Source organism: Variovorax sp. 10N412 (assembly GCF_056394985.1).
Map to the genome: position 1 here is coordinate 1 of NZ_JBFTIO010000015.1, position 20,661 is coordinate 20,661.

Genomic DNA, 20,661 nt, shown 5'->3' on the forward strand with positions numbered 1-20,661 from the left:
GAAATGGTCATGCCTGGCGACAACGTCAGCATCACCGTGAAGCTGATCAACCCGATCGCGATGGAAGAAGGCCTGCGCTTCGCCATCCGTGAAGGCGGCCGTACCGTGGGTTCGGGCGTTGTGGCCAAGATCCTCGACATCTAAGCCGAGCGTAAAGAGTACCGGAGGGGTATAGCTCAATTGGCAGAGCGTCGGTCTCCAAAACCGAAGGTTGTAGGTTCGATTCCTACTGCCCCTGCCACCTAGGTGGCACCCCGAAAAAAGCCCGTCGCGTCCCGACGGGCTTCGGCGTCTCAAGAGACGCATTGAATTGAAGGCTGAAAGGCCACAGGAAAACAGCCGAACATGGCCACTTCTCAAATCGAAACCGTGAGCACCGGTGCCGACAAGGCCAAACTGGCCGTGGCGGTCGTGTTGGCAGTGGGCGCCATCGTGGCGTTCTATCTGCTGTCGCGCCAGGGCTCGCTGGTGCAATGGGCTGCGCTGCTGGTCGGCCTGGCTGCCGCAGTGGCTGCCTTCGGCAGTTCGGAGAACGGCCGTCAGTTGTGGGCCTTCGGTCGCGATTCGTGGCGCGAGGTCAAGAAGGTCGTGTGGCCGACCCGCAAGGAAGCGATGCAAATGACGGCCTACGTGTTTGCCTTCGTGGCAATCATGTCCGTCTTCCTCTGGCTCACCGACAAGACGCTCGAATGGGTGTTTTTCGACCTCATTCTGGGCTGGAGAAAATAAGCAATGACCGACGACGCAGTTGAAACCACGCCGCAAGAGGACGTTCATCCTCTTCTGGCCCCCGCCGCCAACCCTGATCTGCGTTGGTATGTGGTGCATGCCTATTCGGGCATGGAAAAGGCCGTCGAGCGCAACATCATCGAGCGCATCAACCGCGCCGGCATGCAGGACAAGTTCGGTCGCATCCTGGTTCCGACCGAAGAAGTGGTCGAAATCAAGAACGGCCAGAAGCGCACCACCGAGCGTCGCTTCTTTCCTGGCTACGTGCTGGTCGAAATGATCATGGCCGATGAGAGTTGGCATCTTGTGAAGCACACCAACAAGGTGACGGGCTTCGTGGGCGGCGCCAAGAACCGTCCGGCACCGATCTCGCAGAAAGAGGTCGAGGACATCGTCAGCCAGATGCAGCAAGGCACCGAGAAGCCGCGTCACAAGGTCGAGTTCACCGTCGGCGAGTTCGTGCGCGTCAAGGAAGGTCCGTTCACCGACTTCAACGGCACCGTCGAAGACGTCAACTACGAGAAGAGCAAGGTCAGCGTGTCGGTCATGATTTTCGGCCGTGCGACACCTGTGGAGCTCGAGTTCAGCCAGGTCGAGAAGACCTGAGCCTCCGGGGCTGAAGGCCTCGCCAATTATTCGGTTGCGCGTTGTCCGACTCGGCGCGCGGCCTTGATCTCGAAGAGTCGTTCAACCCCGGGGAGCCGCGGCCGCAAGGCCAGGCGATATCACCCGCAAGGAGCAAAGCATGGCGAAAAAAATCGTCGGCTTCATCAAGCTGCAAGTCCCAGCTGGTAAGGCCAACCCGTCACCACCCATCGGTCCCGCACTGGGCCAGCGTGGTTTGAACATCATGGAGTTCTGCAAGGCGTTCAACGCGCAAACCCAAGGCGTCGAGCCGGGTCTGCCGCTGCCGGTGGTCATCACCGCGTTCGCTGACAAGAGCTTCACCTTCATCATCAAGACGCCCCCGGCGATCACCTTGATCAAGAAGGCCATCAAGCTGGACAAGGGTTCGGCCCGTCCGCACACCGACAAGGTCGGCAAGATCACGCGCGCTCAGCTCGAGGAAATTGCCAAGGCCAAGATGAAGGACCTGACTGCCGCCGACCTCGACGCAGCAGTCCGCACCATCGCCGGCTCTGCCCGTTCGATGGGCGTGAATGTGGAGGGCGTGTAAATGTCCAAGAGCACCAAGAAGCAAAAGTCGTTCGAAGGCAAGGTCGACAGCAACAAGCTGTACGCCCTCGTTGACGCCATCGGTCTCGTGAAAGAAGCCGCCACCGCCAAGTTCGATGAATCGATCGACGTGGCTGTGCAACTCGGCATCGATGCGAAGAAGTCTGACCAGGTCGTGCGTGGCGCCGTCGTGCTGCCCAACGGCACGGGCAAGACCAAGCGCGTGGCTGTGTTCGCCCAGGGCGCCAAGGCTGAAGAAGCCAAGGCCGCCGGCGCCGACATCGTCGGCATGGACGACCTGGCTGCCATGGTCAAGGCTGGCGACATGCCTTTCGACGTCGTGATCGCCGCACCGGATGCCATGCGCGTCGTCGGTACGCTGGGCCAGATCCTGGGCCCGCGCGGCCTGATGCCCAACCCCAAGGTTGGCACCGTGACCCCGGACGTCGCCACGGCCGTGAAGAACGCCAAGGCTGGCCAGGTCCAGTTCCGCGTCGACAAGGCCGGCATCATCCACGGCACGATCGGCCGTCGTTCGTTCGACACCGACAAGCTGCAAGGCAACCTCGCCGCGCTGATCGACGCTCTGGTCAAGGCCAAGCCGGCGACCAGCAAGGGCGTGTACCTGCGCAAGGTGGCTGTGTCGTCGACCATGGGTCTGGGTGTCCGCGTGGACACGCAAACCATCTCGGCGAGCTGAAGAGATTTGCCCGGCTCCGGAAGGAGCAGGGCGGATGTGGTGGGTCGCGGCAGCCTCGGTTGCCGTGAGCCATCCAAGACCGCTGGTGTGCAGGGCGCTGCACTTAATCGCCGGATCGATCCTTCCGGTATCCAGCGCAGATGGCGACCCCGCTGCAAGGAATTTGATTTTTGTTCCGAAACAGTTGGTCGCTGCATGAAGCGCGATCCGAGGCTCCTGCCGAAGATCGCATTAAAAGGAGTAGACCTTGAGTCTGAATCGCAGTGAGAAAGAAGCGGTCATCAGTGATGTGACCAGCCTCGCCGCTAAAGCTCAAACGCTCGTGATGGCGGAATACCGTGGCATCACGGTTGCCGATATGACCAAACTGCGCAGCGAAGCTCGCAGCAAGGGTGTGACCCTCAGCGTGTTGAAGAACACGCTGGCACGCCGTGCTGTTGCTGGTAGCGCATTCGAAGTCGTCGGCGACCAGATGACCGGTCCGCTGATCTACGGCTTTTCCGAAGACGCAGTAGCCGCCGCCAAGGTGGTGGCCGACTTCGCGAAGACCAACGACAAGTTGGTGATTCGCGGTGGCGCGTTTGGCGGCAAGGCCCTGGACGTCAACGGCGTGAAGCAACTGGCCAACATCCCTTCCAAGGAAGTGCTGCTGGCGCAATTGCTGGGCTTGATGCAATCCCCGATCTCTCGTACCGCCCGCGTGCTCGCGGCGCTGGCCGAGAAGCGCGGTGGTGGCGAAGCTGCACCCGCTGCCGATGCACCGGCAGAAGCGCAGGCTGCATAAGCCTGCGTCTGAAATATTCAACCCAATTGTTAGGAAACAAAAATGGCATTCGATAAAGACGCATTTCTGACCGCGCTCGACAGCATGACGGTCCTGGAACTCAACGACCTGGTGAAAGCCATCGAAGAGAAGTTCGGCGTGAGCGCCGCTGCAATGGCCGCTCCGGCCGGCGCTGGTGGCGGTGCCGCTGCTGCCGCAGTGGAAGAACAGACCGAATTCAACGTCGTGCTGACCGAAGTCGGCGCGAACAAGGTTTCGGTCATCAAGGCCGTGCGCGAAATCACGGGCCTGGGCCTCAAGGAAGCCAAGGACCTGGTGGAAGCCGCTCCCAAGGCTGTCAAGGAAGCCCTGTCCAAGGCTGACGCTGAAGCTGCAAAGAAGAAGCTGGAAGAAGCCGGCGCCAAGGTGGAACTGAAGTAATTCAGACCCCCTAGAGGGCTGGAGGTGCCTGAAAAGGCCCTCCAGCCTTTGCCGCTTTCAGAGCGCACCCAAAAGCCGGCTCGTTGCCGGTTTTCCCGGAGACCTTCAGGTCGACGGAAAAGCCAAAAACGAGACGCTTTTTGAGTGTCTTCTGACCCCGACTGCAGAAGACCCCTTGGTTCGGGCGATGTGCAACGCATCGCTGTCCGCCAACGGCTGGTAGTGGCCAGCCGCCAAGCATCAGTGCCTAGGCACTGTTGACAAGTCGCTGAAGATCTCAAGCTCCGGAGCTCTCATGGCCCAATCGTCCGCGTACAGTTACACCGAACGCAAGCGCATCCGAAAAAGTTTCGGTAATCGCGACAGCGTCGTCGAAATTCCCTACCTGCTGCAGATGCAGAAAGACGCGTACACCGCGTTCCTGCAAGCCGGCATCGCCCCCAAACAGCGCACCGTCGAAGGCCTGCAGGCCGCGTTCGACGCCGCCTTCCCGATCGTCTCGCACAACGGTTTCGTCGAGATGAAGTTCCTCGAGTACAACCTGGCGAAGCCTGCGTTCGACGTGCGCGAGTGCCAGACCCGCGGTCTGACCTTCGCCTCGGCCGTGCGCGCCAAGGTGCAGCTCATCATCTATGACCGCGAGTCGTCGACCTCGCAGTCGAAGGTGGTCAAGGAAGTGAAGGAACAAGAGGTCTACATGGGCGAAGTGCCGCTCATGACCGAAAAGGGTTCGTTCATCATCAACGGCACGGAACGCGTGATCGTTTCGCAGCTGCACCGTTCGCCGGGCGTGTTCTTCGAACACGACAAGGGCAAGACGCACAGCTCGGGCAAGCTGCTGTTCTCGGCCCGCGTGATTCCCTACCGCGGTTCGTGGCTCGACTTCGAGTTCGACCCGAAGGACATGCTGTACTTCCGCGTGGACCGTCGCCGCAAGATGCCGGTCACGATCCTGCTGAAGGCCATCGGCCTGAACCCGGAATCGATCCTCGCGAACTTCTTCGTGAACGACAACTTCCGCCTGATGGACAGCGGCGCGCAGATGGAGTTCGTCGCCGAACGCCTGCGCGGCGAAGTCGCGCGCTTCGACATCACCGACAAGTCGGGCAAGGTCGTGGTCGCCAAGGACAAGCGCGTCACCGCGCGCCACACGCGCGAACTCGAGCAGGGCGGCACCACGCACATCAGCGTGCCGGAAGACTTCCTGATCGGTCGCGTCATTGCCCGCAACATCGTCGATGCCGACTCGGGTGAAATCCTGTCGAAGGCCAACGACGAACTCACCGAAGCGCTGCTGAAGAAGCTGCGCACCTCGGGCGTGCAGGACATCCAGGTCATCTACACGAACGAACTGGACCAGGGCGCGTACATCTCGCAAACGCTGCGCATCGACGAAACCGTCGATGAGTTCGCCGCGCGCGTGGCCATCTACCGCATGATGCGCCCCGGCGAGCCGCCGACCGAGGACGCTGTGCAGGCCCTGTTCCAGCGCCTGTTCTACAACCCGGACACGTACGACCTGTCGCGCGTGGGCCGCATGAAGTTCAACGCCAAGGTCGGCCGCGACGAATCGACCGGCCCGATGGTGCTGACCAACGAAGACATCCTGGCCGTGGTCAAGATCCTCGTGGACCTGCGCAACGGCAACGGCGAAGTCGACGACATTGACCACCTGGGCAACCGCCGCGTGCGCTGCGTGGGCGAACTGGCCGAAAACCAGTACCGCACCGGCCTGGCACGTATCGAGAAGGCCGTGAAGGAACGTCTGGGTCAAGCGGAACAAGAGCCGCTGATGCCGCACGACCTGATCAACAGCAAGCCGATCTCGGCCGCGCTGAAGGAATTCTTCGGCGCCTCGCAGCTGTCGCAGTTCATGGACCAGACGAACCCGCTGTCCGAAATCACCCACAAGCGCCGCGTGTCGGCCCTTGGCCCGGGTGGCCTGACGCGTGAACGTGCAGGCTTCGAAGTGCGCGACGTGCACGTGACCCATTACGGCCGCGTGTGCCCGATCGAAACGCCCGAAGGCCCGAACATCGGCCTGATCAATTCGCTGGCCCTGTACGCCCGCCTGAACGAGTACGGCTTCATCGAGACGCCGTACCGTCGCGTGGTCGACAGCAAGGTCACGATGGAGATCGACTACCTGTCGGCCATCGAGGAAGGCAAGTACGTCATCGCCCAGGCCAACGCGGCCCTGGACAAGGACGGCGTGCTGACCGGTGACCTGGTCTCCGCGCGTGAAGCCGGCGAATCGATCCTGGTCGGTGCCGAACGCATCCAGTACATGGACGTGTCGCCCGCGCAGATCGTGTCGGTGGCCGCATCGCTCGTGCCGTTCCTGGAGCACGACGACGCGAACCGCGCGTTGATGGGCGCCAACATGCAGCGTCAGGCCGTGCCTGTGCTGCGCCCCGAGAAGCCGATGGTCGGTACCGGTATCGAGCGCGTCTCCGCGGTCGACTCGGGCACCGTGGTCACGGCCACCCGCGGCGGTATCGTCGACTACGTCGATGCGACCCGTGTCGTGGTGCGCGTGAACGACGCCGAAGCGGCTGCCGGTGAAGTCGGTGTGGACATCTACAACCTGATCAAGTATCAGCGTTCGAACCAGAACACCAACATCCACCAGCGTCCCATCGTCAAGCGCGGCGACAAGATCGCCAAGGGCGACGTGGTGGCCGACGGTGCGTCGACCGACCTCGGCGAACTGGCCCTTGGCCAGAACATGCTGATCGCGTTCATGCCGTGGAACGGCTACAACTTCGAAGACTCGATCCTGATCTCCGAACGCGTCGTGGCCGAAGACCGCTACACCTCGATCCACATCGAGGAACTGGTGGTGATGGCGCGCGACACGAAGCTGGGCGCCGAAGAAATCACGCGCGACATCCCGAACCTGGCCGAGCAGCAGCTCAACCGCCTCGACGAATCCGGCATCATTTATGTCGGCGCCGAAGTGCAGCCGGGCGACACGCTGGTGGGCAAGGTCACGCCGAAGGGCGAGACCACGCTGACGCCGGAAGAGAAGCTGCTTCGCGCCATCTTCGGCGAGAAGGCTTCCGACGTGAAGGACACCTCGCTGCGCGTGGACCAGGGCTCGCAAGGCACCGTGATCGACGTGCAGGTGTTCACCCGCGAGGGCATCACGCGCGACAAGCGCGCCCAGCAGATCATCGACGACGAGCTCAAGCGCTTCCGCCTCGACCTGAACGACCAGCTGCGCATCGTCGAAGCCGACGCGTTCGACCGTATCGAGAAGCTGCTGACGGGCAAGGTCGCCAACGGCGGCCCGAACAAGCTGGCCAAGGGCACCAAGCTCGACAAGGCCTACCTGTCGTCGGTCGAGAAGTTCCACTGGTTCGACATCCGCCCGGCGGAAGACGAAGTGGCCACGCAGCTCGAGTCGATCAAGAACTCGCTGGAGCAGACGCGCCACAGCTTCGACCTCGCGTTCGAAGAAAAGCGCAAGAAGCTCACGCAGGGCGACGAGCTGCCCGCGGGCGTGCTGAAGATGGTCAAGGTCTACCTGGCCGTCAAGCGCCGCCTGCAACCCGGCGACAAGATGGCCGGGCGTCACGGCAACAAGGGTGTGGTGTCCAAGATCGTTCCGGTCGAGGACATGCCCCACATGGCCGACGGCACGCCGTGCGACATCTGCCTGAACCCGCTGGGCGTGCCTTCGCGGATGAACGTGGGCCAGGTGCTCGAAGTTCACTTGGGCTGGGCCGGCAAGGGCATCGGCCAGCGCATCGGCGACATGCTGCAGCAGGAGGCCAAGGTGGCCGAGCTGCGCAAGTTCATGGAGCAGCTGTACAACGGCTCTGGCCGCCAGGAGAACATCGGTTCGCTGAGCGACACCGAGCTGCTCGAGATGGCAGCCAACCTGCAGAACGGCGCGACCTTCGCGACGCCCGTGTTCGACGGCGCCTCGGAAGATGAAATCCGCGGCATGCTGAAGCTGGCCTACCCGGACGACATCGCCAAGCTCAAGGGCCTGACCGATACGCGCACGCAGGCGTACCTGTACGACGGGCGCAGCGGCGACCAGTTCGACCGTCCGGTCACCGTCGGCTACATGCACTTCTTGAAGCTGCACCACTTGGTGGACGACAAGATGCACGCACGCTCGACCGGTCCGTACTCGCTGGTCACGCAGCAGCCCCTGGGCGGCAAGGCGCAGTTCGGCGGCCAGCGTTTCGGGGAAATGGAAGTGTGGGCGCTGGAAGCCTACGGCGCTGCCTACGTCCTGCAGGAAATGCTGACGGTGAAATCCGACGACGTGGTGGGCCGTACCAAGGTGTACGAGAGCATCGTCAAGGGCGAACACTCCATCGAAGCCGGCATGCCGGAATCGTTCAATGTGCTGGTCAAGGAAATCCGTTCCCTGGGCCTGGACATCGAACTCGAACGTTCATAAGCAACAAGGAAAGAGTCACATGAAGTCATTACTCGACCTGTTCAAGCAATTCACGCCCGACGAGCATTTCGATGCCATCAAGATCGGCATGGCGTCGCCCGAGAAGATCCGTTCGTGGTCTTTCGGCGAAGTGAAGAAGCCCGAGACGATCAACTACCGCACCTTCAAGCCCGAGCGCGACGGCCTGTTCTGCGCCAAGATCTTCGGCCCCATCAAGGACTACGAGTGCCTGTGCGGCAAGTACAAGCGCCTGAAGCACCGCGGCGTGATCTGCGAGAAGTGCGGCGTTGAAGTCACGCAGACCAAGGTGCGTCGCGAGCGCATGGGTCACATCGACCTGGCCGCGCCCTGCGCACACATCTGGTTCCTGAAGTCGCTGCCGTCGCGTCTGGGCCTCGTGCTCGACATGACGCTGCGCGACATCGAACGCGTGCTGTACTTCGAAGCCTACGTGATCACCGACCCCGGCATGACCCCGCTGAAGAAGTTCGGCATCATGTCCGAGGACGACTACGACGCGAAGCGCAAGGAATTCGGCGATGAGTTCGTTGCCAAGATGGGCGCCGAAGGCATCCGCGACCTGCTCGAAGGCATCGAACTCGACAGCGAGATCGAACGCCTGCGCGGCGACCTGACCGGCTCCGAAGTCAAGGTCAAGAAGAACTCCAAGCGCCTGAAGGTGCTGGAAGCCTTCCGCAAGTCGGGCATCAAGCCCCAGTGGATGGTGCTCGAAGTGTTGCCCGTGCTGCCGCCGGACCTGCGTCCGCTGGTGCCGCTGGACGGTGGCCGCTTCGCGACCTCCGACCTGAACGACCTGTACCGCCGCGTCATCAACCGCAATTCGCGTCTGCGCCGCCTGCTGGAGCTGAAGGCTCCGGAGATCATCGCGCGCAACGAAAAGCGGATGCTGCAAGAAGCGGTCGACTCGCTGCTGGACAACGGCCGTCGCGGCAAGGCCATGACGGGCGCCAACAAGCGCGCGCTCAAGTCGCTGGCCGACATGATCAAGGGCAAGAGCGGCCGCTTCCGCCAGAATCTGCTGGGCAAGCGCGTCGACTACTCGGGCCGCTCGGTGATCGTGGTGGGCCCGACGCTCAAGCTGCACCAGTGCGGCCTGCCGAAGCTGATGGCGCTCGAGCTGTTCAAGCCTTTCATCTTCTCGCGCCTCGAAGCCATGGGCATCGCGACCACGATCAAGGCTGCCAAGAAGGAAGTCGAGTCGGGCACGCCGGTGGTGTGGGACATCCTGGAAGAGGTCATCAAGGAGCACCCGGTCATGCTGAACCGGGCTCCCACGCTGCACCGCCTGGGCATCCAGGCCTTCGAACCCATCCTGATCGAAGGCAAGGCCATCCAGCTGCACCCGCTCGTCTGCGCGGCATTCAACGCCGACTTCGACGGCGACCAGATGGCCGTTCACGTGCCGCTGTCGGTGGAAGCGCAAATGGAAGCCCGCACGCTGATGCTGGCCTCCAACAACGTGCTGTTCCCGGCCTCGGGCGAACCGTCGATCGTTCCTTCGCAGGACGTGGTGCTGGGTCTGTACTACACGACCCGCGACCGCATCAACGGCAAGGGCGAGGGCCTGATCTTCTCCGACATCGGTGAAGTGCAGCGCGCGCTGGACGCCAACGAAGTCGAACTCACCGCCAAGGTGGCAGTACGGATCACGGAGTACACCAAGGACAAGGAAACCGGCGTCTTCACGCCGTCGACCTCGCTCGTGGACACCACCGTGGGCCGTGCCCTGCTGTCCGAGATCCTGCCGAAGGGCCTGCCGTTCTCGAACATCAACAAGGCGCTGAAGAAGAAGGAAATCTCCAAGCTCATCAACGTCTCGTTCCGCAAGTGCGGCTTGAAAGAGACCGTGGTGTTCGCCGACAAGCTGCTGCAGAACGGCTTCCGCCTGGCAACCAAGGCCGGCATCTCGATCGCCATCGACGACATGCTGGTGCCCGCTGAAAAGCACGGCATCATCGAGCGCTCGGCCAAGGAAGTGAAGGAGATCGAGCAGCAGTACGTGTCCGGTCTGGTGACCTCCGGCGAACGCTACAACAAGGTGGTGGACATCTGGGGCAAGGCCGGCGACGAAGTGTCGAAGGTCATGATGGCCAAGCTCTCCAAGGAGCGCGTCGTCGATCGCCACGGCAAGGACGTCGAGCAGGAGTCGTTCAACTCCATCTACATGATGGCCGACTCCGGCGCCCGCGGTTCCGCGGCCCAGATTCGCCAGGTGGCCGGCATGCGGGGCCTGATGGCCAAGCCGGACGGCTCGATCATCGAGACGCCCATTACCGCGAACTTCCGCGAAGGCCTGAACGTGCTGGAGTACTTCATCTCCACCCACGGTGCCCGAAAGGGTCTGGCCGACACGGCGCTGAAGACGGCGAACTCGGGCTACCTGACCCGCCGTCTGGTCGACGTGACGCAGGACTTGGTCGTGACCGAGCAGGACTGCGGCACGCACGGCGGCTACCTGATGCGCGCCATCGTCGAAGGCGGTGAAGTGATCGAATCGCTGCGCGACCGTATCCTGGGCCGTTCGGCCGCGGACGACGTGCTGCACCCGGAAAACCGTTCGGTGCTGCTGAAGGCCGGCGAGATGTTCGACGAAGACAACATCGAAGTCCTGGAAGCCCAGGGCGTCGACGAAGTCAAGGTCCGCACCGCGCTGACCTGCGAAACCCGCTTCGGCATCTGTGCGACCTGCTACGGGCGCGACCTGGGCCGCGGCGGCCTGATCAACATCGGCGAAGCCGTCGGTGTGATCGCTGCCCAGTCCATCGGCGAACCCGGCACGCAGCTGACGATGCGTACCTTCCACATCGGCGGTGCCGCTTCGCGCGCTGCCATCGCTTCGAGCGTGGAAGCCAAGTCGAACGGCTCGATCGGCTTCAACGCCACGATGCGCTACGTGACCAACAGCAAGAGCGACCTGGTCGTGATCTCGCGTTCGGGCGAGATCGTCATTCATGATGAGCACGGCCGTGAGCGCGAACGCCACAAGGTGCCGTACGGCGCGATCCTGACCGTCAAGGCCGACCAGCAGATCAAGGCCGGCCACGTGCTCGCCAACTGGGATCCGCTGACCCGCCCGATCATTACCGAGTTCGCCGGCAAGGCGCAGTTCGAGAACGTCGAGGAAGGCCTCACGGTCGCCAAGCAGGTGGACGAAGTGACCGGTCTGTCGACCCTGGTCGTGATCGACCCGAAGCGCCGCGGCGCCGCCAAGGTCGTGCGTCCTCAGGTGAAGCTCATCGACGCCTCCGGCGCCGAAGTGAAGATCCCGGGCACCGACCACTCGGTGACGATCGGCTTCCCGATCGGCTCGCTGGTGCAGATCCGCGACGGCCAGGACGTGGGCCCCGGCGAAGTGCTGGCGCGCATTCCGGTCGAAGGCCAGAAGACGCGCGACATCACCGGCGGTCTGCCGCGTGTGGCCGAGCTGTTCGAAGCCCGTTCGCCGAAGGACAAGGGCATGCTGGCCGAAATGACCGGTACCGTGTCGTTCGGCAAGGAGACCAAGGGCAAGATCCGCCTGCAGATCACCGATCCCGAAGGCGGCGTGTACGAAGACCTCGTGCCGAAGGAAAAGAACATCCTGGTGCACGAAGGCCAGGTGGTGAACAAGGGCGAAAGCGTGGTCGACGGCCCGGCGGATCCGCAGGACATCCTGCGCCTGCTGGGTTCGGAAGAACTCGCGCGCTACATCGTGGACGAAGTGCAGGACGTGTACCGCTTGCAGGGTGTGAAGATCAACGACAAGCACATCGAGGTGATCGTTCGCCAGATGCTGCGCCGCGTCGTGGTCGACAACATCGGCGAGACGAACTACATCTCCGGCGAACAGGTCGAACGCAGCGAAATGCTCAACACCAACGACGCCCTGCGCGCCGAAGGCAAGATCCCCGCGACGTTCACCAACCTGCTGCTGGGTATCACGAAGGCCTCGCTGTCGACCGACTCGTTCATCTCGGCGGCTTCGTTCCAGGAAACGACGCGCGTGCTGACCGAAGCGGCCATCATGGGCAAGCGCGACGAACTGCGCGGTCTGAAGGAAAACGTGATCGTCGGCCGCCTGATTCCTGCAGGCACCGGCATGGCGTACCACCAGGCACGCAAGGTCAAGGACGCCATGGACGAAGCCGAGCGCCGCGCCATTGCCGAGTCGGAGGCTGCCGACATGGCTGCCTCCAACGAGAGCAGCGATGCAGCCGCCACGGTCAGCGCCAGCGAAGGCGCAGCGACCGAATAACTGGTTAGCATCACCGGCCATGACCGGTACCCCACGCCCCCCGACCGCCCCCGGTTGGGGGGCGTTTTTCTTTGTTTTGTCCGAGAGGCGTTGTTATCGATGAGCGTGCTGCCCGAATCGCTGGCCAGCTGGATCGTGATCGCGGTGCTGCTGTTCTGGTTTGTCGGTTCCTACAACCGGCTGGTGCGTCTGCGCTCGGCCGTGCTGCAGGCCTACGGCGCGCTCGACGCGGCCCTGGGCAAGCAGCTGGACTTCGTGCAGGCCAGCATCGCCGCCGCGCCGCCGGACGATGCAGCGCCGCTGAACGAGTCGCTCTCGTCCATTGCGCCTCTGCAGGCGGCGACCACGCAACTGTCGACGTTGCTGGGCGCGACGCGGCTGCATCCCCTCGATGCCGGCGGCATGGCGGCGCTGGCCACGGCGCTGCAGGTGTGGCTCGGCGCGTGGCGCCGCCAGCACCCGGACGATGTGACCGTGTTCGACGCCGACGGCACGCTGTCGCGGCCGGCGCCGTTGCTGCCGGGCTCGGCCGCCGCGACGCCCGGTGTGTTCGAGCCGATCGCGTGGCCGGAGCCGTCGGCGGCCGCCGAAATCGCGCGCAGCCAGTTCAACCTGGCGGTTGCGCACTACAACGCGGCGATTGCCCAGTTTCCGGCGCTGCTGGTGGCATGGGCCGTGCGTCTGCGTGCGGCCGCACCGCTGCTCTGAACAGGCGGCGCGGCTCCTCTTTCTTTCCATTGCGCGGCGTCCGGCTCCAAGGCGCCCGTTACCATCGCCCCAACTTGTCAGAACTACATTCCGATCCTTCGAGCAGCGGCAGCGCACCGTCGCTGCAACCCCCGCTCTGGCGCCAACTGCAACTGACCGCGGTGGCGCTGGCGTCGATCCGCGCCGGCACCTCGGGCTCGGTCGCGTTCGAGGCAGTCGAACCCGCGCTGCGCCCCGGCGTGCAGGCGCTCGGCTTCCAGGTGCTGCGCTGGCTCGGCCGCGCCGAGGCGCTGCGCCGCCACCTGGCCAAGCGCACGCCGCCGCCGCTGCCCGATGCCTTGCTGTGCACCGCGCTGGCGCTGGCCTGGGACAGCGAGCGCGCGCCCTACGAGCCCTTCACGCTGGTCGACCAAGCGGTCGAGGCCGCCAAGCGCAATCCCGCCACGCGGGCGCAAGCCAGCTTCATCAACGCCTGCCTGCGTCGCTTTCTGCGCGAGCGCGACGAACTCGTCGCCGTGACCGACAGCGAGCCGGTCGCGCAGTGGAACCACCCGCGCTGGTGGATCGAGCGCCTGAAGCGCGACCATCCGCGCGAATGGCAGCGTGTACTGAGCGCCGATAACGCGCAGGCGCCCATGACGCTGCGGGTCAATGCGCAACGCGCGACCCCGGCCTCTTATCTGGTGGAGCTGGAAGCCGTCGGTCTCGCGGCCACGCGCGTGGGCCCCTTCGGCCTGCAACTGGCGCGCGCCCGGCCCGTGCAGCAACTGCCCGGCTTTGCCGGCGGTGCCAGCTCGGTGCAGGACGCCGCCGCGCAAATGGCCGCGCCGCTGCTGCTCGACGGCCTGCTGGCGGCCAGGCCCGGCGCCGCGCCGTTGCGGGTGCTCGACGCCTGCGCCGCCCCCGGCGGCAAGACTGCGCACCTGCTCGAGCTGGCCGGCCCCGACGCGGTCGAGGTCACGGCGCTGGAAGTCGACGCCGTGCGCAGCCGCCGCATCGACGAGACCCTGCTGCGCATCGGCATGAAGGCCAAGGTGCTGGTGGCCGACGCGGCGCGTCCCGCCCAGTGGTGGGACGGCACGCCGTTCGACGCCATCCTGCTCGATGCGCCATGCACCGCCTCGGGCATCGTGCGGCGCCATCCCGACGTGCGCTGGCTGCGCCGCGAAAGCGATACCGCCCAGCTGGCCGCGCAGCAGGCCGCACTCCTGGCGGCGCTCTGGCCGCTGGTGCGGCCCGGCGGCCGTCTCCTTTACTGCACCTGCTCCGTGTTTCGCGAAGAAGGTTCGCAACAAATTGATGCGTTTCTTGTACACAACACCGACGCACGATTGCTGCCGTCACCCGGCCATTTGCTGCCCCAAAACGGGTCGAATGGTCGCGGCGTCCCGGACAATCTGCTGGGTGACCACGACGGTTTCTTCTACGCACTGCTCGAAAAGCGCTCGCACTGAACGGTGCCGTCCGGCCCTGCTGGCCGTGCTGCTCTGGGTGTGGGTGATATGGATGGCCTGGCTGCCGGCCCCGGTGGCGGCGCAGGGACGCGTGGGGACATCGATCACGCAGATGCGCCTCGAGCAGGCCGACGACGGCGTCTATTTCAGTGCCGCCGTGCAGTTCGACCTGCCCTCGCTGGTCGAGGAGGTGCTCGACAAGGGCATTGCCATCTACTTCGTGGCCGAAGCCGAGATCTTCCAGGAGCGCTGGTACTGGACCGACCGCAAGGTCGCCCAGGTCACGCGCCACATGCGGCTGGCGTACCAGCCGCTCACGCGGCGCTGGCGCCTGAACGTGTCGGCGGCGCCGATCAGCAGCGCGGCCGGCCTGGGCATCTCGCTGAACCAGAACTTCGACACCCTGGCCGATGCGCTGGACGCCATCAAGCGGGTGGGCCGTCTGCGCCTGGGCGACGCCGGCGAAATCGGTGACGACCCCCTGCACCAGGTCACCTTCAGCTTCCGGCTCGATACCTCGCAGCTGCCGCGACCGTTCCAGATCGGCGTGGTCGGCCAGTCCGACTGGAACATCGCCGCCGAACGCACGGCCCGACTCGCGGTGGAGAAGCAGAAGTGAGCACTTCCGGGCGCAGCAGCGCTGCGGCACCGCCGGCCGCGCGCCGCGCGCGGGCCACGCGCTGGGCCCTCGGCGTGGGCGCGGCCCTGGTCACGGCCATCGGCCTGGTGCTGATGTTCCTGCTGGCCCAGGCCACCAACAACCGCGCGCTGTACGAGCGCTATTACGTGCGCCTGTTCGGCATCAACGTGGTGGTGGCGGTGCTGCTGGTGCTGGTGATCGGCTGGGTCGCCGTCCGCCTGCTGCAGCGGTTGCGGCAAGGCAAGTTCGGCAGCCGGCTGCTCATCAAGCTCGCGGCCATCTTCGCGCTGGTGGGCGTGGTGCCCGGTGCGCTGGTCTACGTGGTGTCCTACCAATTCGTGGCGCGCTCCATCGAGAGCTGGTTCGACGTGAAGGTGGAAGGCGCGCTCGACGCCGGCCTGAACCTCGGGCGGGCCACGCTCGATTCGCTGTCCGACGACCTCGCGGCCAAGACGCGCAGTGCTAGCGCGCAGCTCGCCCAGGTGCCCGACGCCAGCGCGGGCCTGTCGCTCGAGCGCATCCGCGACCAGCTCGAGGCCACCGACGTGATCCTCTGGACCGGCACCGGTCAACTGGTGGCCAGCGCCGGCACCTCGCGGTTCCAGCTCAGCCCCGAGCGTCCGACGGTGCAGCAGTTTCGCCAGGTTCGCCCGGAACGTGCCGTGGCCCACATCGAAGGGCTGGACGAAACCGCCGCGCCCGGCGCTGCGCCGCCGATCGCGAGCGTGCGCGCGCTGGCCATGGTGCAGAGGCCGGGCTTCGACTTCGACACCGCGCCGCGCTATCTGCAGGTCACGCGCCCGCTGCCGCCAGCGGTGGTGGCCAACGCGCTCGCCGTGCAGGAGGCCAACCGCGAGTACCAGGAGCGGGCGCTCGCGCGCGAAGGCCTGCGCCGCATGTACATCGGCACGCTCACGCTGAGCCTGTTCCTGGCCGTGTTCGGCGCGGTGCTGCTGGCCGTGCTGTTCGGCAACCAGCTCGCGCGGCCGTTGCTGGTGCTGGCCGACGGCGTGCGCCAGGTGGCGGCCGGCGACTTGCGGCCCACCGCCGTGCTGCAGGGCAAGGACGAGCTGGGCGGCCTCACGCGTTCGTTCGCCGTCATGACGCAGCAGCTGGCCGATGCCCGGGGCGCGGTCGAGAAGACCATGGGCCAGCTCGACGCCGCCCGTGCCAACCTGCAGACCATTCTGGACAACCTGACCTCGGGCGTGATCGTTCTGGACGCCAAGGGCACGGTGCTGTCCACCAACCCGGGCGCCACCCGCGTGCTGCGCGCGCCGATGGCGGCCTACGAGGGCCAGGCGCTGGTCGACGTGCCGGGCCTGGCCGATTTCGGCGCCAAGGTGCAGCAGCAGTTTGACGACTTCCTCGTCGAGCGCATGCAGCACGGCCTGGACCACTGGCAGCACGCGTTCGAGCTGAACGCCTCCGGGAATGACCTGCCGCACAAGGACGGCGCCATCAACATCGTCGCGCGCGGGGCGGAGCTGCCCGGCGCGGCGCGGCTGCTGGTGTTCGACGACATCTCCGAGATCGTCTCGGCCCAGCGCGCGCAGGCCTGGGGCGAGGTGGCGCGCCGCCTTGCGCACGAGATCAAGAACCCGCTCACGCCCATCCAGTTGTCGGCCGAGCGGCTCGAGATGAAGCTGTCGGGCAAGGTGCCGCCGCCCGAGCAGGCCATCCTGGTGAAGTCGGTGAAGACCATCGTCGACCAGGTCGATGCGATGAAGCGGCTGGTGAACGAATTCCGCGATTACGCGCGGCTGCCCGCAGCCGACCTGAAGCCGGTCGACCTCAACGCCCTGCTGGCCGACGTGCTTCAGCTCTACAACACCGAGAGCCTGCCGATCGTGCTGCGCTTCGAGCTCGACGAGCGCTGCCCGCCGATCCGCGGCGACGACCAGCAGATTCGCCAGGTCATCCACAACCTGCTGCAGAACGCGCAGGACGCCGCCGAGGCCGGCGCCACCGGCACGGGCAAGGTGGGCGAGGTTGTCATTCGCACGCGGCTCGGTGATTCGGGTCAGCGCGTGCGCCTGACGGTGCAGGACAGCGGGCCGGGTTTTGCCGAAAACATTCTGAAGCGCGCGTTCGAACCGTACGTCACCACGAAAACAAAAGGTACCGGTTTGGGCCTTGCGGTCGTCAAGAAGATCGCGGACGAACACGGCGCGCGCATCGAGCTTTCCAACCGCATGGTCGGTGGGGCTGTGGCAGGGGCGCAAGTCTCGCTATCATTCGCGCTGGCAAGCGAGTCGCGGGCAGCGGTCGCTCACACCGAAGATTCGAAGTCTTCCGCCGCCTGAGCTGCACGAATCCGTCGCACGGGCGACGGATGGGCCAGCGGACTTCTACACACCTTTGCAGACACCAGCGCATACAACAAGCAGCACTCATGGCAAACATTCTCGTGGTCGATGACGAGCTGGGCATCCGGGACCTGCTCTTCGAAATTCTCAATGACGAAGGCCACAACGTGGAGCTCGCGGAAAACGCCGCCGAAGCCCGCGCTGCGCGCCAGCGCGCGCGGCCCGACCTCGTGCTTCTGGACATCTGGATGCCCGACACCGACGGGGTGACGCTGCTCAAGGAGTGGTCCACCTCGGGTCTGCTGAGCATGCCGGTGATCATGATGAGCGGCCACGCCACCATTGACACCGCGGTCGACGCCACGCGCATCGGCGCCTTCGCGTTCCTCGAAAAGCCCATCACCATGCAGAAGCTGCTCAAGGCGGTGGAGCAGGGCCTGGCGCGTGAAAGCGCACGTCGCGCCGCCGCCGGCGTGGTACCCCCTCCGGCCAATGGCATGCAGGCCGCAGCCATCACCACCACAGGCGACAGCCTGATGATGGCGTCGCTGGCCTCCGTGCCTGTGGCCGACGCCGGTCCGCAATCGACCCAGAGCTTCGACCTCGACCGCCCGCTGCGCGATGCGCGCGACGGTTTCGAGAAGGCGTACTTCGAATTCCACCTCGCGATGGAGAACGGGTCCATGACGCGCGTGGCCGAGAAAACCGGCCTCGAGCGCACCCATCTGTACAGAAAACTCAAACAACTTGGTGTGGATCTTTCAAGAGGGCGCAGAAGCGCTGTATAATTCGAGGCTGCACACAATGGCCCGGTAGCTCAGTTGGTAGAGCAGCGGATTGAAAATCCGCGTGTCGGTGGTTCGATTCCGCCCCAGGCCACCACTCATTACTTTGCAGTCGTCCACAGGCGACCGCTAAAGACAAAAAGCCCTAAGTAGATCAACTACTTAGGGCTTTTTGCATTTCAGGCCCGATGGTTCAAGAGCGCGCGCTCGAGGCTTTCTAAAAGCTCGAAAACGCCCATGCCCGCCAGCATCGCAGCCACGAAGACGAGCGCCTTGACCTTCGCCCATTCCGAGGAACACGAGGGCCGGGCCCGGGCAGAAGCCGGCGACGCCCCAACCGATGCCGAAGCGCACGCTGCCCAGGACCAGGCGGCGGTCGATGTGGCGCGCTGGAGGCAGCCGCATCCCGGCGCCCAGGAAGGACACGGCGCGGCGGTTGGCCAGCCCGAAGGCCAGCGCGCCCACAGCGATGGCCCCCGCCATGACGAAGGCCAGGGAGGGGCCCAGTCCCGGCAAGATCCAGGAAGCCGAGCACTTTGGCCGGGTTCCTACCTTCGCATCCCGCTGAATGCGGTTTAAGTTCATCCGCAGCCTGCCGCAAAAGTAGGGGCACGAGCTCGGCCGGGGACTTGGCTGTACCGGCGGCGCGTGCCGTTCCATCTGGCTCGCTCCCCGAACAAGTCGGTTCTGCTTGCATGCCGCCTGGCCAACTGGAACAGGCCGACGCCGAGGCCCCGGCGCAGGGAGTCCGCCGCTTCGTATGTTCGTTACCGCACAGACCTATGTTCGCCGCGCGCCGGAAACTGCGGCGACTCATGAAGTCTGCGCGTCCGGTCATCCTCGCCTTGAATGGCGGGTCCTCCAGCATCCGGTTCGGCGTGTACCGCATGGGCGGGAGGCCGGAGTGCCAGCTCCACGGCAAGCTGGACCGTATCGGCATTGGTGGCTCCAGTCTGCGCTTCGCCGGGGTGGACGGCGTGGCACACGAAGTTCCCCTCAAGGCGGTCAGGGACTACACCTCGGCCACCAAGGCGGTGCTCGACTGGCTGGACACGCGCAAGGTCTTCGAGACGCTCACTGCCGTGGGCTACCGCCTGATCCATGGCATGGGCCATACCGACCCCGAACTCGTCACGCGCGACCTGCTGGACGATCTGCGCCGGATCCAGTGGGTCGACCCGGATCACCTGCCAGACGAGATCGAGTTGATCGAGGCCGTGCGCAAGCATGCGCCGTTGCTGCCGCACGTGGCGTGCTTCGACACGGCTTTTCACAGCCACATGCCGCTGGTGGCCAGGATGCTGGCCATTCCACGGCGCCTGGGTGAGAAGGGCGTACGCCGCTACGGATTTCACGGTCTGTCGTATGCATACCTGATGCTGGCGCTTGCGCGCGCCGCCGGTCCCGCTGCCGCGAAGGGGCGGGTGGTCCTCGCGCACCTGGGCGGCGGTGCCAGCCTGGCTGCCGTGAAGGGCGGAGAGGGGATCGACACGAGCATGGGCTTCACGCCCGCCGGCGGCATGCCCATGGGCACGCGTTCCGGCGACGTGGATCCCGGCCTGGCGCTCTATCTTGAGAGAACCGAGCACATGACGCCCGTGCAGTTCGATGCCATGGCCAACCATGCGTCGGGACTGCTCGGCATCTCGGAAACCAGTTCCGACATTCGCGACTTGCTCGCGCGCGAAGCGGTCGATGCAAGAGCGGCCGACGCGATCGCCTTGTTCTGCTACCAGGCGAAGAAGTGGGTCGGTGCCTATGCGGCGGCCCTTGGCGGGCTCGACACGCTGGTCTTCGCCGGAGGTATTGGTGAAAACTGCGCGCCGGTGCGGGCGCGCATCTGCGAAGGGCTCGACTTCCTCGGCGTTCGCCTCGACCCGGCGCGAAACGCAGCGGGCGCCGATGTGATCTCCGTCGCCCGGAGCGGGGTCACGGTGCGCGTCATCCGCACGAACGAGGAATGGATGGTTGCGCGATTGACTGCCGCTCGGGTGGCAGAAGATGCGCCGCCGAAGGGCAAGACTTCCGCGTAGTTCTCGGTAACTGGGCAGAGCAGAGTCGTTCGAGCAGTTCGCAGGGCACCATGAATCCTCCACGGCAAGAGCCGGTTGGAGGTTTGGTATTGGCCATCTGTGTTGTCCGCCGTCGGTCGCCCTGGCGGCGCAGGCGCCAGGGCGGCAGGATTTGCGTGCAGCCAAGCCCCCCGTTTCGACAGGCCATTCATGCGAGGCCGGTTAGACTGAGACCAGGGTGCGGATCCGCTCGATGCGGTACGCAGGTT

The 20,661-nt window shown here is 64.9% G+C and carries 15 protein-coding genes, 2 tRNA genes and 1 pseudogene; 17 read left to right on the forward strand and 1 reads right to left on the reverse strand.

Features of this window, described 5'->3' with window-relative positions:
* The 16 genes from AC1DJH_RS25790 to AC1DJH_RS25865 all read left to right on the forward strand — a co-directional run.
* On the forward strand, window positions 1–144 hold a 144-nt coding region (locus AC1DJH_RS25790; RefSeq protein ID WP_478084152.1), incomplete at its 5' end, for an EF-Tu C-terminal domain-related protein.
* A gap of 21 nt (window positions 145–165) precedes the next feature.
* Window positions 166–241: transfer RNA gene (locus AC1DJH_RS25795), tRNA-Trp, on the forward strand.
* A gap of 104 nt (window positions 242–345) precedes the next feature.
* Entirely contained in the window at window positions 346–729 is a 384-nt protein-coding gene (gene secE, locus AC1DJH_RS25800) for a preprotein translocase subunit SecE (protein ID WP_093057178.1), read from the forward strand.
* A gap of 3 nt (window positions 730–732) precedes the next feature.
* Window positions 733–1,335 carry a transcription termination/antitermination protein NusG gene (gene nusG, locus AC1DJH_RS25805; RefSeq protein WP_472120491.1) on the forward strand — a complete coding sequence of 201 codons (603 nt, stop codon included), beginning with the start codon at window positions 733–735 and terminating at the stop codon, window positions 1,333–1,335.
* Window positions 1,336–1,474: 139 nt separating this feature from the next.
* Window positions 1,475–1,906, forward strand: coding sequence for a 50S ribosomal protein L11 (gene rplK / locus AC1DJH_RS25810; RefSeq protein ID WP_056584627.1), 432 nt, complete (start codon window positions 1,475–1,477; stop codon window positions 1,904–1,906).
* Window positions 1,907–2,605 carry a 50S ribosomal protein L1 gene (gene rplA, locus AC1DJH_RS25815; protein WP_435437825.1) on the forward strand — a complete coding sequence of 233 codons (699 nt, stop codon included), beginning with the start codon at window positions 1,907–1,909 and terminating at the stop codon, window positions 2,603–2,605.
* A 247-nt stretch (window positions 2,606–2,852) separates the two neighbouring features.
* On the forward strand, window positions 2,853–3,389 hold the full coding sequence (gene rplJ, locus AC1DJH_RS25820) for a 50S ribosomal protein L10 (protein ID WP_093243510.1): 537 nt from the start codon (window positions 2,853–2,855) through the stop codon (window positions 3,387–3,389).
* 42 nt (window positions 3,390–3,431) lie between these two features.
* Window positions 3,432–3,809: a 50S ribosomal protein L7/L12 gene (gene rplL, locus AC1DJH_RS25825; RefSeq protein ID WP_435437826.1), complete on the forward strand. Its 378-nt coding sequence runs from the start codon at window positions 3,432–3,434 to the stop codon at window positions 3,807–3,809.
* 295 nt (window positions 3,810–4,104) lie between these two features.
* The gene (gene rpoB, locus AC1DJH_RS25830; protein ID WP_472120493.1) at window positions 4,105–8,229 is read left to right on the forward strand and encodes a DNA-directed RNA polymerase subunit beta; all 4,125 of its coding nucleotides are present in this window, start codon (window positions 4,105–4,107) and stop codon (window positions 8,227–8,229) included.
* Between the two features lie 19 nt (window positions 8,230–8,248).
* Window positions 8,249–12,484: a DNA-directed RNA polymerase subunit beta' gene (gene rpoC, locus AC1DJH_RS25835; protein WP_472120495.1), complete on the forward strand. Its 4,236-nt coding sequence runs from the start codon at window positions 8,249–8,251 to the stop codon at window positions 12,482–12,484.
* 99 nt (window positions 12,485–12,583) lie between these two features.
* A complete protein-coding gene (locus tag AC1DJH_RS25840; RefSeq protein WP_478187671.1) occupies window positions 12,584–13,192 on the forward strand; it encodes a LemA family protein in 609 nt (202 codons plus the stop codon).
* Between the two features lie 122 nt (window positions 13,193–13,314).
* On the forward strand, window positions 13,315–14,646 hold the full coding sequence (rsmB, locus tag AC1DJH_RS25845; RefSeq protein WP_472120725.1) for a 16S rRNA (cytosine(967)-C(5))-methyltransferase RsmB: 1,332 nt from the start codon (window positions 13,315–13,317) through the stop codon (window positions 14,644–14,646).
* A 52-nt stretch (window positions 14,647–14,698) separates the two neighbouring features.
* Entirely contained in the window at window positions 14,699–15,265 is a 567-nt protein-coding gene (locus AC1DJH_RS25850; RefSeq protein WP_478187777.1) for a DUF4390 domain-containing protein, read from the forward strand.
* Window positions 15,262–17,592, forward strand: coding sequence for a sensor histidine kinase (locus tag AC1DJH_RS25855; RefSeq protein WP_478187672.1), 2,331 nt, complete (start codon window positions 15,262–15,264; stop codon window positions 17,590–17,592). Before AC1DJH_RS25850 ends, AC1DJH_RS25855 begins: the two co-directional genes overlap by 4 nt.
* Window positions 17,593–17,681: 89 nt before the next feature.
* Window positions 17,682–18,383, forward strand: a complete 702-nt coding sequence (locus AC1DJH_RS25860) for a response regulator (RefSeq protein WP_435437832.1) — start codon at window positions 17,682–17,684, stop codon at window positions 18,381–18,383.
* Window positions 18,384–18,401: 18 nt separating this feature from the next.
* Window positions 18,402–18,477 (forward strand) — tRNA-Phe (locus AC1DJH_RS25865).
* Between the two features lie 82 nt (window positions 18,478–18,559).
* On the opposite strand, the pseudogene AC1DJH_RS25870 reads toward AC1DJH_RS25865, so the two are convergent.
* A pseudogene (locus AC1DJH_RS25870) lies at window positions 18,560–18,927 on the reverse strand (DUF6691 family protein); the annotation flags it as partial.
* 235 nt (window positions 18,928–19,162) lie between these two features.
* Between AC1DJH_RS25870 and AC1DJH_RS25875 the strand changes: the two are divergent.
* On the forward strand, window positions 19,163–20,413 hold the full coding sequence (locus tag AC1DJH_RS25875) for an acetate/propionate family kinase (RefSeq protein ID WP_478187673.1): 1,251 nt from the start codon (window positions 19,163–19,165) through the stop codon (window positions 20,411–20,413).
* Window positions 20,414–20,661 lie beyond the last annotated feature (248 nt).

What these genes read in the sequence shown, in the direction of transcription:
- secE (WP_093057178.1), top strand. Translation starts at nt 346, where the DNA reads ATGGCCACTTCTCAAATCGAAACCGTGAGCACCGGTGCCGACAAGGCC.
- nusG (WP_472120491.1), top strand. Translation starts at nt 733, where the DNA reads ATGACCGACGACGCAGTTGAAACCACGCCGCAAGAGGACGTTCATCCT.
- rplK (WP_056584627.1), top strand. Translation starts at nt 1,475, where the DNA reads ATGGCGAAAAAAATCGTCGGCTTCATCAAGCTGCAAGTCCCAGCTGGT.
- rplA (WP_435437825.1), top strand. Translation starts at nt 1,907, where the DNA reads ATGTCCAAGAGCACCAAGAAGCAAAAGTCGTTCGAAGGCAAGGTCGAC.
- rplL (WP_435437826.1), top strand. Translation starts at nt 3,432, where the DNA reads ATGGCATTCGATAAAGACGCATTTCTGACCGCGCTCGACAGCATGACG.
- rpoB (WP_472120493.1), top strand. Translation starts at nt 4,105, where the DNA reads ATGGCCCAATCGTCCGCGTACAGTTACACCGAACGCAAGCGCATCCGA.
- rpoC (WP_472120495.1), top strand. Translation starts at nt 8,249, where the DNA reads ATGAAGTCATTACTCGACCTGTTCAAGCAATTCACGCCCGACGAGCAT.
- AC1DJH_RS25840 (WP_478187671.1), top strand. Translation starts at nt 12,584, where the DNA reads ATGAGCGTGCTGCCCGAATCGCTGGCCAGCTGGATCGTGATCGCGGTG.
- AC1DJH_RS25850 (WP_478187777.1), top strand. Translation starts at nt 14,699, where the DNA reads ATGGCCTGGCTGCCGGCCCCGGTGGCGGCGCAGGGACGCGTGGGGACA.
- AC1DJH_RS25860 (WP_435437832.1), top strand. Translation starts at nt 17,682, where the DNA reads ATGGCAAACATTCTCGTGGTCGATGACGAGCTGGGCATCCGGGACCTG.
- AC1DJH_RS25875 (WP_478187673.1), top strand. Translation starts at nt 19,163, where the DNA reads ATGTTCGCCGCGCGCCGGAAACTGCGGCGACTCATGAAGTCTGCGCGT.